Source organism: Daejeonella sp., from assembly GCF_030684675.1.
Lineage (GTDB): Bacteria > Bacteroidota > Bacteroidia > Sphingobacteriales > Sphingobacteriaceae > Daejeonella.
Window position 1 is genome coordinate 1 of sequence record NZ_JAUXXZ010000038.1, and the last position, 13885, is coordinate 13885.

At 35.4% G+C, this 13885-nt stretch carries 15 protein-coding genes, 1 tRNA gene and 1 pseudogene; 5 read left to right on the forward strand and 12 right to left on the reverse strand.

What is annotated here, in order from left to right; all coding sequences use genetic code 11:
• The 6 genes from Q8M41_RS07945 to Q8M41_RS07970 form a co-directional block, all read right to left on the reverse strand.
• Positions 1–466: hypothetical protein (locus Q8M41_RS07945; protein ID WP_305364719.1), on the reverse strand; the 466-nt coding region annotated here is incomplete at its 3' end.
• Positions 467–621: 155 nt separating this feature from the next.
• A tRNA-Asn gene (locus tag Q8M41_RS07950) sits at positions 622–695 on the reverse strand.
• 80 nt (positions 696–775) lie between these two features.
• A complete protein-coding gene (locus Q8M41_RS07955; RefSeq protein ID WP_305364720.1) occupies positions 776–1135 on the reverse strand; it encodes a hypothetical protein in 360 nt (119 codons plus the stop codon).
• 38 nt (positions 1136–1173) lie between these two features.
• Positions 1174–1692 (reverse strand): hypothetical protein, encoded by a 519-nt coding sequence (locus tag Q8M41_RS07960; RefSeq protein ID WP_305364721.1) that lies wholly within the window; start codon positions 1690–1692, stop codon positions 1174–1176.
• Between the two features lie 95 nt (positions 1693–1787).
• Entirely contained in the window at positions 1788–1949 is a 162-nt protein-coding gene (locus Q8M41_RS07965) for a hypothetical protein (protein ID WP_305364722.1), read from the reverse strand.
• Positions 1950–1990: 41 nt separating this feature from the next.
• Positions 1991–2452: a hypothetical protein gene (locus Q8M41_RS07970; RefSeq protein ID WP_305364723.1), complete on the reverse strand. Its 462-nt coding sequence runs from the start codon at positions 2450–2452 to the stop codon at positions 1991–1993.
• Positions 2453–2518: 66 nt separating this feature from the next.
• On the opposite strand from Q8M41_RS07970, the gene Q8M41_RS07975 reads away from it, so the two are divergent.
• Entirely contained in the window at positions 2519–2743 is a 225-nt protein-coding gene (locus Q8M41_RS07975; protein ID WP_305364724.1) for a helix-turn-helix domain-containing protein, read from the forward strand.
• A 138-nt stretch (positions 2744–2881) separates the two neighbouring features.
• On the opposite strand, the gene Q8M41_RS07980 is transcribed toward Q8M41_RS07975, so the two are convergent.
• Positions 2882–3787, reverse strand: a complete 906-nt coding sequence (locus Q8M41_RS07980; RefSeq protein WP_305364725.1) for a serine protease — start codon at positions 3785–3787, stop codon at positions 2882–2884.
• 70 nt (positions 3788–3857) lie between these two features.
• Positions 3858–4019 (reverse strand): annotated as a pseudogene (locus Q8M41_RS07985) (JAB domain-containing protein); the annotation flags it as partial.
• A 155-nt stretch (positions 4020–4174) separates the two neighbouring features.
• On the opposite strand from Q8M41_RS07985, the gene Q8M41_RS07990 reads away from it, so the two are divergent.
• From Q8M41_RS07990 to Q8M41_RS08000, 3 genes are read left to right on the forward strand one after another with little or no spacing between them, the layout of a single operon-like run.
• Positions 4175–5446, forward strand: coding sequence for a site-specific integrase (locus Q8M41_RS07990; protein ID WP_305364726.1), 1272 nt, complete (start codon positions 4175–4177; stop codon positions 5444–5446).
• Positions 5439–6419 carry a tyrosine-type recombinase/integrase gene (locus tag Q8M41_RS07995; RefSeq protein ID WP_305364727.1) on the forward strand — a complete coding sequence of 327 codons (981 nt, stop codon included), beginning with the start codon at positions 5439–5441 and terminating at the stop codon, positions 6417–6419. Before Q8M41_RS07990 ends, Q8M41_RS07995 begins: the two co-directional genes overlap by 8 nt.
• Positions 6406–7419, forward strand: a complete 1014-nt coding sequence (locus tag Q8M41_RS08000; RefSeq protein WP_305364728.1) for a site-specific integrase — start codon at positions 6406–6408, stop codon at positions 7417–7419. The genes Q8M41_RS07995 and Q8M41_RS08000 overlap by 14 nt, the downstream gene beginning before the upstream one ends.
• 72 nt (positions 7420–7491) lie before the next feature.
• Here Q8M41_RS08000 and Q8M41_RS08005 read toward each other — a convergent pair whose 3' ends face one another.
• Positions 7492–7824, reverse strand: coding sequence for a JAB domain-containing protein (locus Q8M41_RS08005; protein WP_305364729.1), 333 nt, complete (start codon positions 7822–7824; stop codon positions 7492–7494).
• 235 nt (positions 7825–8059) lie between these two features.
• On the opposite strand from Q8M41_RS08005, the gene Q8M41_RS08010 reads away from it, so the two are divergent.
• The gene (locus Q8M41_RS08010) at positions 8060–9868 is read left to right on the forward strand and encodes a hypothetical protein (protein WP_305364730.1); all 1809 of its coding nucleotides are present in this window, start codon (positions 8060–8062) and stop codon (positions 9866–9868) included.
• Between the two features lie 515 nt (positions 9869–10383).
• Here Q8M41_RS08010 and Q8M41_RS08015 read toward each other — a convergent pair.
• The 3 genes from Q8M41_RS08015 to Q8M41_RS08025 form a co-directional block, all read right to left on the reverse strand.
• Positions 10384–11934 carry a hypothetical protein gene (locus tag Q8M41_RS08015; protein ID WP_305364731.1) on the reverse strand — a complete coding sequence of 517 codons (1551 nt, stop codon included), beginning with the start codon at positions 11932–11934 and terminating at the stop codon, positions 10384–10386.
• Between the two features lie 3 nt (positions 11935–11937).
• Entirely contained in the window at positions 11938–12999 is a 1062-nt protein-coding gene (locus Q8M41_RS08020; RefSeq protein WP_305364732.1) for a protein kinase, read from the reverse strand.
• A gap of 139 nt (positions 13000–13138) precedes the next feature.
• Positions 13139–13885, reverse strand: a 747-nt coding sequence (locus tag Q8M41_RS08025) for a tyrosine-type recombinase/integrase (RefSeq protein WP_305364733.1), incomplete at its 5' end; no start/stop codon positions are given.

The following is a 13885-nucleotide window of genomic DNA, read 5'->3' on the forward strand; positions in this document are numbered from 1 at the left end:
AATTAATCTCTGAAAACTTGATAGAGCTGTTATTACAAAATCCCATAATCCTGTTAACAGCAGTTTGATAGACTATTGCATTTCCTATTCTCTGTTCTAAAATTAGGTCTTCTATGACTTTCTTTGAGAACTGTAGAAATGGAACCTCCTTACTAATGACTACCCTCTTCTGTTGAGGAAGTAGAGCCTCCTTTAACAGGTTTATATTAAAATATCCCTCCTCTTCTAAGGCTAATACAGCTTTCTGAATTTCATAGAATTTTTTACTTAAAGAAATATTCAGGGATTGGAAATTGGGATGAGTTGAGGAGATACATCTATTACTCTCATCCCAGTCTCCTACAGTAATTGATAATCCAAAAGACAAATAATTTACTTGTTTGGAATTGGTGACTCGGAACATAATGGGATAGGTACCATCAGATTTTTTTCTTCTGGTATCTAAAATGATTTTTAATTGAACCATAATTTGAGATTTATGGTCATGCCTAAGGTAGTTTGCTCAAACTATGCTCAAACCAAATAGCTTAAAAAGGAAGGAATTCTATTGAAGAAGAAAAATCTCTAAAATAAAAAAGCCCCACCTGGACATTGGTGGGGCATTACTAGTTATTTAACTAGCTCCCGAAGCTGGGCTCGAACCAGCGACCCTCTGATTAACAGTCAGATGCTCTAACCAGCTGAGCTATTCGGGAATGATGAATTTGCCTCTATTTTTAAGATTACACTATATATGCACTATCAGATAACCTGATTTATAAAATTTGTTAATTAATTATTCATTGAATTTCATATCACCTTCACATTGACTGCAACCAACAATTAGTTTCTTCCAGTCCTCTGGAATAGGCACTTCATCCCTGCAATCAGTACAATACTTTAATTCCTCTGGAACATATGCACCTTGTATTTGCCAAGGATCATCATCTGCATTAGGCCAGTCATATCTCAGTATTAAAGTCCCATCACAGACATATTCCTTTTCCTGCCCACAAGAGTTGCAGAACCTATCTTCTTCATAAAAATCAAACAGAGTATATGATGTATTAATGAAAACAATTGTTTTATGTTTACAACTGGTACAGCAAAATTCACCTGCATGATAAGTTTTTGAGGAATTAAAGCCTTTGGACATTTTAAATTAAGATGTGTTTTAAAAAATCAAAATCCTTTTCAAGTTGCTTTTGTGGGGCCTGCAAGCACAAGAATTAATATTACAATAAAAATAAAACTGATAACAACGACTGTGACATCAAAATAATCAAACGATTCCTTTGGACCACTTGTTTCATCCTCTAAATGGAGCATAGGATTTTCAGCAAGCATTTCTAAATAAGAAGTAATATTTCCATCAGGAATTTTCTTAATATCAAAAAGTATAAATGGTTGATCATCCATTCCATTTTTCTTTAATACGAGTATTGCCTTGTTAATAAATGCTTTTTCAAGCATCATGTTTTCATGAGCAATATCTAGCAATAATTTTCCTGTTGGAAGCAATTCCCATTTTCCTTTTTGTATCTGTCCATTAAAAGAAACAATAAGTCTCTGATCTCTTAAAAAAGTATATTCATGGATGTTGTTATTTTCATCCGTATAAACCCAAGCCTTGTCTACAAATACCTCTACTTGATCTAAGGTCTTGCTTAAATTTTTCAATCTTGGTATTAAATTATTTATGAACTCTTGCATACTGATTGGTTATTTATACAATAAAGTAGGTGTATAAGTTTATTCAAGGCAAAAGAAGCTTCTTTCTCCCTTGCTAATTTTAAGAAATTAATTCTTCATTCATTTTTAAAATATATTGTAAATGATCCTATTGTAAAAGCAATTAGAATCAAGCTTACCCATAAATTAGGTGAGCCTTGAAGTTGGTTAAAAGCTACAGCCCCAACTCCCATTATTCCAATATATTTCCACGTATTTTCTACTTTCTTTTCGCTCATTTTTGAATTTTAATTAGTTCATTTGTTACTTATAGCACTGTTTAATCAGGATTAACAACATAAATTGTATATCGGGTAATTTCATCTTCTTTTTGGACAACGAATAATACCCTAAGATTATTAAAACTGTATTCTGCTTGAATTGAATCACTTCCAATCTTACTTTCAACTAACTTTGCTGACTTCGCTAATAAATCTATCTTGAAACGATCTATAAATCCCTTATTAGTAGTATCAAAAGATGCGATAAATCTGCTATTCTTAAAATCATTAATAAGGCTAACTTGGTGAGGTGTGTTAGGGAATACCCAAGATGCTACGGCAGCACCCTCTTCACCCATTTCTGATGAACTTTTAAATTGCCATCCCCTTTTGGAAAGATAATCATTTGCTGAAATAGCATCCAGGGTTCTTAAGTGGATTAAATTACTAATTAATAGATCTTGGCAAAAAACGTTATTTGCTAGGACAATCATAATGAATCCTAATATTAATTTTTTCATGTTTTTTCTTTTAAATATAGGATATATCCTATAATAATTAAATAGTTTAAAATTCACCTTCGTTAGGTGAATGGAAGTAGAAATAACGAGTATATAACTGCTTTTGGGAACAATCTAAGAGCATTGAGGAAGGCAAAGGGCTTATCGATGGAAAAGCTTGCTCAGGAAGCTGGAATAGAGTATTCTCAAGTCTCTGATATTGAATTAGGTAAGATTAATACAACTGTTTCTACTATTTGCCTTTTGTCAAAAGGATTAGGTGTATCTCCCAAAGATCTTTTTGATTTTTAATCTTAATCTTCCGCCGGAATTATCAAATCAGGAAAACATCCACCGATTACCCAACCACAGAAAAAGAAAATGTAGATATGTCTACCGATTGCTTAAATGCATAGGTGGAATAGTTGAGATATGGATCTGACAGAGGCTTTATTTAAGAAGAGGTTTAAAATCAAGTAACCTGATTGCTTTAATAACAACGGCGACATTCAAAGGTATGGAGGTTGTTATGGTAGGATTATTAATAACCAAATTAGAAGAGTCAGAATTTGTAATCTTGGCCTCAAACCCTCTTGTATAGGTTTTGTAAGCTATCCCCAAGAATATAAACCTGCTCCGAAGGTAAAACTCTCCATATTTGCCAATGAATGAGCCCGGATTAAATATTACGATAGGGGATCCGCTTGAACCTGGAAACATTGACAAGTCACATAGGAATTCTTGATTTGAATTATAATCGATATAATAGGGAGTGGCAGTAATTCCTTGCCTTACTATTGGTAAATCATTTTTTATGTCTCTAAGTCCAGAAGGATACCCGAGCATAAGAACGTTCTCCATAGCTGACAGGGAATTAATTGTAGAGTCATTGGGTATGTCATTTTCTTCATAAGCAGCATAAAATAGGCCCTTATTGAGTTTTTGATAGTGATTTAGCAATGGTGTTATCGGCATGATAGCTAAATCTACTTTAGGATCTGGATGTTTAATCCACTTAAGTTGTGACTTATCTATTTTGATTTTTTCAGTCTTTGTATACAGCGGTTCTCCTGATTGTCCCTTTTGCTTAAAATAAAATGTAACACTTTCTATACTGTCAATAACATGAAAATTTGTTACTATGACTGGAATCGTACTATCACCATAATCAAAATTGAAGAAAAACCCGGTGCCAGAACCTGTATATGAAGTTAATTTTCCATCCTTAATTTTATTATATTGTGTTAGAATTTTTATTGTTGAATTGGTTATAAATTCTCCCGGAGGTAATTGGCCAAAGCCGCAGTTAATAAGTAGGATCAATAATATAGCTGTGATTGAAATATGTTTTTTCATACCGATTTTAGTTTAAAGATGCTAATTACCTGCAATTCCATAAATTAATGGCTCACAAATTACATTTAATCTACATCACTCCATTGTCAGCAAAACTATAATAACCTTCAGGAGATAGTATAAGATGATCCAACACGTTAATATCCAGTAATTGACCACCCTGTTTTATCTTATTGGTCAGTTGAATATCTGCATCACTAGAAGTTAAATTTCCACTAGGATGATTATGAGCTTTATGTAAAGCTTTACATAAATCTCATTATGCAAAGTTTATGCTTATGTAAAGCAGTATAGTTAACGACCTCATTGCCAGAATTATGCCTACAATTTACTTTACATAATATTCTTGAATACTATTGCAATTATTCATTTTAAACTAATTGCAATATGAAAGAACAATTCAGGGATTTCGACATCCTGACCTGTAAAGTTGCTGAGTATCTTGATTCACAGCTTTACTTTTCACCTCCTGCTATTGAACAATACCGGAAGATCTGGCGGCGGGTCCGCTTCTTTATGGATTCAAAAGGATATCAGCAGTATAGCTCTGAAGTAGAAAGAGAGCTTTTTCAATATCACTTTGATGGCCGCTCTAAAAGAGAACTTCATGCCCGGGAAATACGGCTTTATAATGGCATAAAGATGCTGTCAGATTTCATGAGACTGGGCAAAGTAAACCTGCTGGTTCGCCCGAATCTGAAGCAAATCGTCTTTGCTGGCCCGATAGGCGATATTATTAACAGCTATATCGATTACAAAAGAACGGTAAAACGCTTGTCTGTGATCAGTTTGAGCTGTCATAAACGTAACCTTTTAAAGCTTTACAATTACTGTATAAAAGAGAACATCACTTCTATTGCCGATCTGGATTTACCCGTTCTCCTGCTTTTTATCAATCAACTGGATACCCAATATAAAACCGGTGTTCAGAATACGCTCATGACTATCCGTGGCTTTACAGCGTATCTTTTTGAGCAAAAGCTTATTTCAAATGATTATGCGCTATGCATTCCCAAATACAGAGCAGTAAGCCAGGCTAAACTTCCATCCACCTATACCAAAGAAGAAATAGAAAGGTTAATCCTGTCTGCCGAGAGATCCAGTGCAACCGGGAAACGCAATTATGCGATCCTGCTTTTAGCCGCCAGGCTGGGACTCAGAGCATCCGATATATGCAGGCTGAAGTTTGAAAACCTTCACTGGCAGGATTCAACGATCAAAATAGACCAATATAAAACAGGGAAGGAATTAGTCCTGCCCATGCTGCCCGATGTGGGTAATGCGCTGATTGATTATCTCAAATACAGCAGGCCGGTTTCTGATGAACCCTGCATATTCTTAACAGCCAGGTTACCCTATGTGGCTTTTCCAAGCAGTAATGTGGTTACTCATGTGGTTCAGAGAGCTTTTGTAAAAGCCGGTATTGATATCAGCAGCAGAAGGTTTGGGCCCCATTCCCTACGTCATAGCCTGGGGTTCAGAATGCTGGAGGAAAGTACAATCCTACCGGTAATCTCAGAAGTTCTTGGGCATCAGAATACGGAATCCACCAGGTATTATCTCAGGATTGATCTCAAGTCAATGAAGCAATGTATGCTGGATGTTCCTGCTGTTGCTGCGGGGTTCTATGGACAGAAAGGAGGAATCTTCTATGCATAAGGGCTATCACAGTATATATGGTTTACCTATAAAACAGTTTATAGAGCTGAAAAGGAAACTCGGCTTCAAGTTTGGATCCGGCGCTTTTTATCTGGGTAAGATTGACCTTTTCGCGCAAGAGAGATCAGAGACATCTTTAGGTATAACAAAGGAGTTTGCAGATAAATGGTGTGAAAAGAAGGCTAATGAAACTGATCTTAACCGGTATAATCGAGCAGGGTTCCTTGCGCAGCTTTCTTCCTATCTCCGGGATATAGGCATTGGAAGCTATGTCCCCAGACTACCTCCAATACCTCAAAACACTTTTATACCCTACATTTATTCCCCAGCCGAGATAGTTGCATTGTTCAAAGCCTGTGATGAGCTTAAGTTAAGAGTAGCCAATAGTCATAATTGTCTGTTGTGTATGCCCGCATTATTCCGGCTTTTATACGGTACCGGACTGCGTATCGGTGAAGCCTTAGCATTAAAAAATGGCGATGTGAATCTGGCTGATAATCATCTTCTGGTACGGGACAGCAAGAACGGGAAAGAGCGTATAATCCCTATTTCAGACTCGCTGAGCTCTGTCTGTAAAGAATATGTATGGCATCGGGAAAGGCTTCCCATGGCTCAGAAAGCATCTGAATACTTCTTCATCCGGGCTGATGGAATGAGATGTGGTCAGAGTGTAGGTAAATGGTTTAAAAGGTGCCTTGACAGTGCCGGAATACTTCACGGGGCCACTCAAAGCCCCCGAATTCATGATCTGAGGCACACGTTTGCTGTTACCTCCCTTGCTGCTATGGCAGAATCCGGGATTGATTTATACGTTTCACTTCCAATCCTTTCCAATTACCTGGGACATCAGTCTCTTGGTGCAACAAATCAGTATGTCCGTTTAACTGCCAGTATGTATCCTGGCCTGGTCAGAGATGTGGATACGATATGCCTGGATGTATTTCCTAAATATAGAAACTATGAAGCCAACTGATTTCTCGAAGTATATATCCGACTTTATTTCCAGGTATCTGCCAAACGAAAAAGGGGCCAGTGCCAATACAATTGCAGCCTACAGGGACACGTTTGTTTTACTCCTGAAATTTATTCAGGAGGTCAAGCATGTGAAAGTTGAAAAACTCACCCTGGGTGGCATCACGAAAGAATCCATCTTAGAGTTCCTGGAATGGCTTCAAAAAGAAAGAAAATGCAGCAGCTCCACACGAAACTCCCGGCTTGCAGCAATCCACTCGTTCTACTCCTATTTACAGCATGAGAGCCTGGATCACCTGCATGAATGCCAGAAGATCCTGTCTGTCAAATTCAAAAAGGCAAAAAAGGAGACTATGAGTTATCTTTCAATTGAGGGGCTAAAACTACTCCTGCAGCAACCTGATGTTACAACCCATCGGGGCAGACGTGACCTGGCGCTCCTTTCTTTAATGTATGACACCGGTTCCAGGGTGCAGGAAATTATAGATCTTACACCCTTATCATTGAGGCTCCATAGGCCTGCGACAGTTAAGATAACAGGAAAAGGAAATAAAGCACGGTTAGTTCCTATGCTGGACGCTCAAACAGAACATCTTAAAAACTACATGAAGGAAAACAGGCTGGATAAGCCTTTTGCTAACCATTATCCGCTGTTCTGTAACAGCAGAAAAGAAAAGCTTACCCGCGCAGGGTTAAACTACATTCTTGATAAATATGCCAGATCGGCAAGAACGGAGAATCCAATGATAATACCCGATCATATCAGCTGCCACTCATTGAGGCATTCAAAGGCTATGCACCTGCTCCAGGCTGGTGTTAACCTGGTATATATCCGGGATATACTGGGTCATGTATCGGTGATAACGACCGAAATCTATGCAAGAGCTGACTCTAAACAGAAACGTGAAGCATTGGAAAAAGCATACGTTGAGGTGAATCCTAATGAAGAAGCGATGTGGTTAAAAGATGAAAATCTGATCACCTGGTTAAAGAAGTTCTGATATTATTATGTAAAGTGACATGCTGACTTTTCATTGCTGAAACACATGTATGCATGATTATCACTTGTTACTTTACATAAAAATATACTTTGCATAATGGGCTAGAATAATAGAGGTAGCACATGCTTTAAGAGCTGCTGCAAAAATCACCTTTGGATCAGCAATTGTACCACACATTCCACCTAATGAAACTTCATAACAACCTATTACTCGATTTGCTCTGTTTAATAGTAAAATTTTGAATTCTTCAATAAATCCAATGACACCAGTATTCCATGTACTTAGAAGTGCCCTATAGGACTCTTCTGATGTGTTGACCTTTGGCCTTTCTGATGGTTTAAATTTTTGCTTGTAAACTAGTTGAATTTCCTGAACAGGAAAGCATATAACTTTATGATCTTTCATAATAAAATTAAAAAAATTAAATAAGTAAGTTTAAATTGATCCTTGACTGAGCTGTCAGGAATTTGTGGGGGCATTGAGGCAGATTTATGATAATTAAAAAATTAAGTCTGGAATTAAAAAGAGATTTGGCTGTTGAGTGGTATGTATGTCCTTATAAATAAGTGAATGGGGATTATATATACACGGCTTTTATAGTTAATTAGGAAATTATCAAAACTGTTTATAACGTCAATTAATGAAGATAACCTACCATTTCCCATCAGATCCAAATTTTGAAAATGCTTATTCTGATATCTATAACAGCATCATCGAGATCTCAGAAATCAAAGGATTTCTATCAAGTAATCTTTCGGAAATTATAATCTGTGATAACATAGTTGATCAGGCAAATAGGCTGAAATATCCTGATTCGGTATATCCCGCAATAACTCAAGAAAGGGAATTCAAAGCCTTTGGAAGAATTTTCTTTAAGGATGATGCATATATAATGATTCTTGATGGGACTATCATAAACCCAAATTCGGCTACATGTGCACAAATGATTTGGGAATTAATGCTAGATATTTACGTAGGACAAACTATTTTAAAAGAAGAACCTAAAATAAATCTCATTAAGGATTCCGATACCCTAAAAGACAGACTAAATGCCGATTTATATTGCTGGTATAAAGTATATAAATCTAAAATTATATATGATGACCTAAAACTCCCGAGAACAGACGAATTTGTAGGAGACTTTTCAATTTACATTACTAAGTTCAAAAGGAAGGTTAAAAAGCTCCATTACATCTATCAAAATGATAATGAAAAATTAGGCTTACTTTATCTTCTATTTTTAAGGGAATATTTTCAATTGATTGAACACTGTCTGACATACTTCAGATATTATAAGGATTATTCATTTCTGAAGGACGAAGACTTATCTCCTTCTATTAAATTAATTCTTGATGAAGTACTTAAGTTATTCGAGACTATAGACAAGAATAAAAAAATTTCCCTGACTAAATTATGTGATTTAAGTAATGGTTTATTTAAGTTGTGTTATGTTGAATTGACTGATACACCTAATGGTACAAATATTAGAATTCTCCATGATCCTAAAAAATTATTTAAGGGCTCTCTGGTAGATACTGAAGATAGAATTGTTGCATTTATAGATATCCTAGGCTTTAAGGATATCATACAAGAGTATGACACCGATGAATTTTCTAATATTCTTAAAGACTTACAAAATGCACTAAATGATGCTGTTAATATATCAATAACACAGATACTTCCTAATAATCAAAATATCAGAGAACATTTAGAATATAGTATGTTTTCTGACTGTATTTCAATTTCGCTACCATATTATGATAACGATACTGACTTCATATACCAATTCCATTGCCTAGGATTGATTACCAAAACGTATTATCATATGATGGCTAGTAAAGGATTTTTCCTGCGGGGAGGAATATCTATAGGAAGTTTTTATTCAGACAACAATATGATCTTTTCAGGGGGATTAGTGAAAGCATACAAGCTGGAAGGTTTAGCGAAATACCCAAGAATCGTTGTTGACTACGACATAATTAGAAGATTAATTTCTTCTGATAAAGAATATCAAGAAAGTTATTTAATTAGGGAGAGCATTGTATTTGACCTCGTAGATGGAGTTTATTTCTTGAATATTTTTGATCTTATAAAGAATATTCCACATTATACAAATCAAATTACTGAGTCCTTAAATGGTGCAATATCTGAAGTTGAAGGTTTATCAAATGACCCTCTGAACAAAGCTTTTGGTTCGTTGATCTCCTCATTTACTAAGTTATTTGTGAATCCAGTTTGGGGCAACTTAAAGGATACCTTTTCTACCGGAGATATTTCAGAAACAATTACACAACTTATGCTACTTGTAATTCAGCAGGAAGAAAAATATAATAATAACCTTCCCGTACAGGAGAAATACACATGGTTGAGACAATACCTAGAAGATATTTATATTGGCTTACCTTCTGAAAGGTTTCATTTCCTGGAACTAGGGACAAATTATGAGTAATACCGTATAACGTCATCTTATGTTGCTTTCATTATAATTTAAACAGTTTAGCACAGTTTGCTTGTGAACCTGCTGCGAATGGAAATTTGGATCTAAGCAGGGAAGCCTAAAAGGCGCTGCTTAGTATGGCTTGCCACGAGAACTTTTGGCTTTGAGGGGATAAAAGGGATGGTAAGGCCAAAAGTTTGAAGTCCAAATTGACCAAGCAGGTGAGCACATGAAAACTTAAAGCTGGTGGATTTTATATGCAAGGGTTGTGATGTGGGATAAAATCCAGAGTAAGCTTTTATGGAGAAATGACTTTGCTAAAGCTAAAATCATGACAGCTTGTAAAGCTGGCGTTATTTTAAGCAAGCATTGGAATTTCGTAATGCCTTATTTCCTAGTGTGTGAGAGGCCTACTAGCCTGAATTTGCACTCCCTGACTTTCTCCTCTTAGAAGATTCTTAGGAAAAGTCAGGGAGTGCTTATGCTTCATAGAGAACTGCATAGGATGTAGACCTCAATTTGGCATGCTATTTTGAGTGACTTTTATTATACAAGTCAATTACCTCTTGTGCATCTTTTCCTAAATCTAAGTTATGGTAATGATTCGCAATTTTATGTACCTGTAAGATAATTTCAGACAAATCTTCTTCCCCAACTAATATTTCTTCTCTAATATAATTGATTAAGGAGATAGCTCTTACTTCTTGAAGATCCTGTTCTTGTGCTGATCTCATTGAACTCAAGTAATATTGTCTACCAATATCATGAAATCCCTTGCGGAAATAGTAAAGACCTTTAGTCGCAGTTAAACAAATTCCAAGTACCGTTTTGATATCAAGATCTTCCTTCTTAATATCAAGTAAATATTTTTCTGCTTCTGCTATTTTATTTTGAAGACAGAGTGAATAAATTATGTTGTTAAGAAGTTGCCCATCATTAGGATGTGATAATAATCCAAGTTTAGCTATTTCCACTGCTTGATGATGATCTTTTAGCTTGGATGAAGCTATTTCCATTCCAAACATTATTGGTCTTTTTGAGAATGGCAGATCAAAAAACCATAATTTTGAATGCTCAACAGATTCTTGCCATTTTTCCTTTTGCGAGAAATCTCTAGCCAAAGCCTCAAAAGAATTAGAAGGGTTAAAACTCCTAGGGTTAAGTGGCATTAAGCTTCTTTCTTGTTGTGAAGCCCATTGAGCTTGAGCCAATGAATTATCATTTGGATTTGTCAAAGATGTTTCAAAAAGCTTCTTGCTTTTCTTAAAGCTCGCATTCTTCATTTCCAGTGTCGCTAATGAACCTGCCAATTCAGTGGTATTAAAAGGGTGAAATGATCCAGAATTGACTATGCTCACACCTTTATTAAAAAATCTAGAACTTCGACCTCTTAAGGTAGCTAAAGCTACTTCTGTTGCAAGTAACCATGGATCATGTTCTGTTAAAGTTGATTTTCGTATTATGTCATGAGCAAATCCTACATCCCCAAAATGCACAAAAAATCTTGATACACTTCTAAGAATAAATCTGTTCTCTGGAGCAAGATATAACGCATTTCTAATTGCCCTTTCAGCTTTTTCTTCTTGCCCTAGAATGGAATAATATCTCGCTATTTCTACCCAATTGATTGGATTCAATGGATTATCTCCTAGTTTACGTTTTAAGCTGTTTATCTTAATATGAAGTTCCAACAAGTGAGAATTGTCATTAAATAAACTTGATGAATTTATATCAAGATCTAAATGGATGTCCTTTCCTTTTTGAGTTAAGATAGTATGAGCTACATCAATGATAGCTTTGGATGCTAGATGCTGATTTTCAAGAACATATGTGGCGATATTTCTGACTACCGCATTATCTTCTTGATTACATATTGATGCAACTCCCAAAATATCTCCTGCAACTCCAATGCTGTTTGATTCATTCCAGTCATCTAATAGATCAGAAATGTCTGGACGATAACTTGAGTCTAACTTAATTCCTTTACTCCCATTTAATTCCCCAAGCTTAGCAGTATTAACAAAACTCCGCCAATTGGGTATTAAATGCCTGTCTTTCTTCTCAAATAAGCTTGCCACTTGTTATCGTGTTAATTTTAATTCTGCTTTACAGGCTAACAGATTAAATAATTCTACGAATCTGTCCATTTGATAATTATTGCCAATGCCTTGAACGTTTTTAAAGTGACCTCTTTTTCTAGGGTCTGGAAAACAAAGCATCTTAATCCCCTCAATTAATTGAGTTTGACCATCAATATCCTTAGTGTGCTCTTTGATTATTTCCAGAGCTTCTTCAAAGGCCATAAACCAATAAGGTAAGGAGTTATCAAAATTTAATGACAAAATATTAATTGACCTATCAAGTTTTTGGGAGAGAAGAGCAGTCATACTCTGTCCAGTAAAATAGAAGCATGCCATACTCCCTAATAAATAGCAATCAATGGCAAAAACCTTATCCTTCCAATCAGGAAGAACATATCTATGAAAAACCTCTGGGGGAGCATACCTTTGATCACCTGAAAAATCCATCCCAGAGTGAGGAGAAGTAAGTGTTTCACAAAGTGATCTACCCAAATCCCCAACTTTGGAAACTACTTTATCAAAAATAAAGACATTTGATGGTTTAAGGTCTTGATGAGAAGTGTCGATATTATGTAGTTGCTTGATTCCAGTTGCTATATTATGTAATGATCTTAACTTCCAAGCATCATCGACTAAGGATGTGAAATTCAAATGATTTCTTACATCACCGTCAGCTTTTTCAAATATTAAATAAAAAACATTGGCAACAATATATCCAGGGAAATTTTCCTGTTCAGCCTCAATTAACTTAGAGACTTTAGAAAGATTTTTGGACTTACATCGAATTAAAATTTCCTTTTCATAATTAAAAGTATTTAAGCCAAGGGTCATTGCCTCTAACAGATCTGGATTATCATCTTTTATAAACGATAGGATATTTAATGCTTTTAAAAATCCAATTTTGCCATCCCTTTCAACAATATAACATACAGAAAAATTTCCTCCAGTAGATCCTGGTTTGAACTTTGCTTTTTCTATAACTTTCCAGCCAGTTTTTAACACTTTTCCTGTCAATGAATGAACAGCACTAATTTTATCTTCGTCTAAAAATTCGGGGATCATTTGATTGTCTTAGGATTAACTTTATGTTGACTTTAAAATTAAAGGTAAAATAATAAATACGAATAAGTTTATTCTATGATTAAGTAATCCACCATCTGTATAGATGATGGACTCTGACGATAAAACATTCTAATAAATATTAGATACTCGCATACATGAATTTACTTACTTTACTATTTAGTTCATCAATAATCTCATTATCAAACTTATCTAAGTAAATATTAGTTATTGCATTTCCATACTCATGTCCTAGTGCTTCAGCAATAAGTTCATTTGAATAGCCCATCCTTTTAGCTGTAGTTGCCCATGTATGTCTAGCCACATAAGTAGTTAATGGACTTTCTAGTTCTAATTCATCTCCAAGTCTCCTCAGAAATTTATTAGTTGTTTTAATCCATTGATGAATGTACTTTTTAGCTTCAATGCTATCTTCCTTAACTCTACTTGGTAAAACAGGCAAGAGATAACTGTTCCAGTCTCTCTTGTAATAATCCAGAATTTGTTGAGCCTGAGGTAAAATTTTGATGCTATACTCCTTGTGGGTTTTACGTCTCTTAAATACAACTCTTCCTTTAATGATACTATCAGCTTGTAGATACACAAGATCAGTGAAAGAAATACCTATTAAATAGAAGCTAAGAAAGAAGTAATTTCTTGCATGCCAGCTTTTAGAATTAGGCTTTAACGTTAACTTGTAAAGCCTCTTCAAATCATTTAAAGAGATAGCCCTTTTTGCAGTTCTTGCACTTTTGATCTGGATTTCAGTAAAGGGATAACAAGACCTGTCCACAATTTTGGCCTTAATAGCCTTATTGTATATGGCTCTGATTGATCTGAAATAGTTGCCTACTGTATTAATCTTTGCCCCCTCTAAGATCAATTGACG

Coding starts and splice junctions, on each gene's coding strand:
- Q8M41_RS07955 (WP_305364720.1), bottom strand. CDS start 1,135: ATGTCCAAAGGCTTTAATTCCTCAAAAACTTATCATGCAGGTGAATTT.
- Q8M41_RS07960 (WP_305364721.1), bottom strand. CDS start 1,692: ATGCAAGAGTTCATAAATAATTTAATACCAAGATTGAAAAATTTAAGC.
- Q8M41_RS07965 (WP_305364722.1), bottom strand. CDS start 1,949: ATGAGCGAAAAGAAAGTAGAAAATACGTGGAAATATATTGGAATAATG.
- Q8M41_RS07970 (WP_305364723.1), bottom strand. CDS start 2,452: ATGAAAAAATTAATATTAGGATTCATTATGATTGTCCTAGCAAATAAC.
- Q8M41_RS07980 (WP_305364725.1), bottom strand. CDS start 3,787: ATGAAAAAACATATTTCAATCACAGCTATATTATTGATCCTACTTATT.
- Q8M41_RS07990 (WP_305364726.1), top strand. CDS start 4,175: ATGAAAGAACAATTCAGGGATTTCGACATCCTGACCTGTAAAGTTGCT.
- Q8M41_RS07995 (WP_305364727.1), top strand. CDS start 5,439: ATGCATAAGGGCTATCACAGTATATATGGTTTACCTATAAAACAGTTT.
- Q8M41_RS08000 (WP_305364728.1), top strand. CDS start 6,406: ATGAAGCCAACTGATTTCTCGAAGTATATATCCGACTTTATTTCCAGG.
- Q8M41_RS08005 (WP_305364729.1), bottom strand. CDS start 7,824: ATGAAAGATCATAAAGTTATATGCTTTCCTGTTCAGGAAATTCAACTA.
- Q8M41_RS08010 (WP_305364730.1), top strand. CDS start 8,060: ATGAAGATAACCTACCATTTCCCATCAGATCCAAATTTTGAAAATGCT.
- Q8M41_RS08020 (WP_305364732.1), bottom strand. CDS start 12,999: ATGATCCCCGAATTTTTAGACGAAGATAAAATTAGTGCTGTTCATTCA.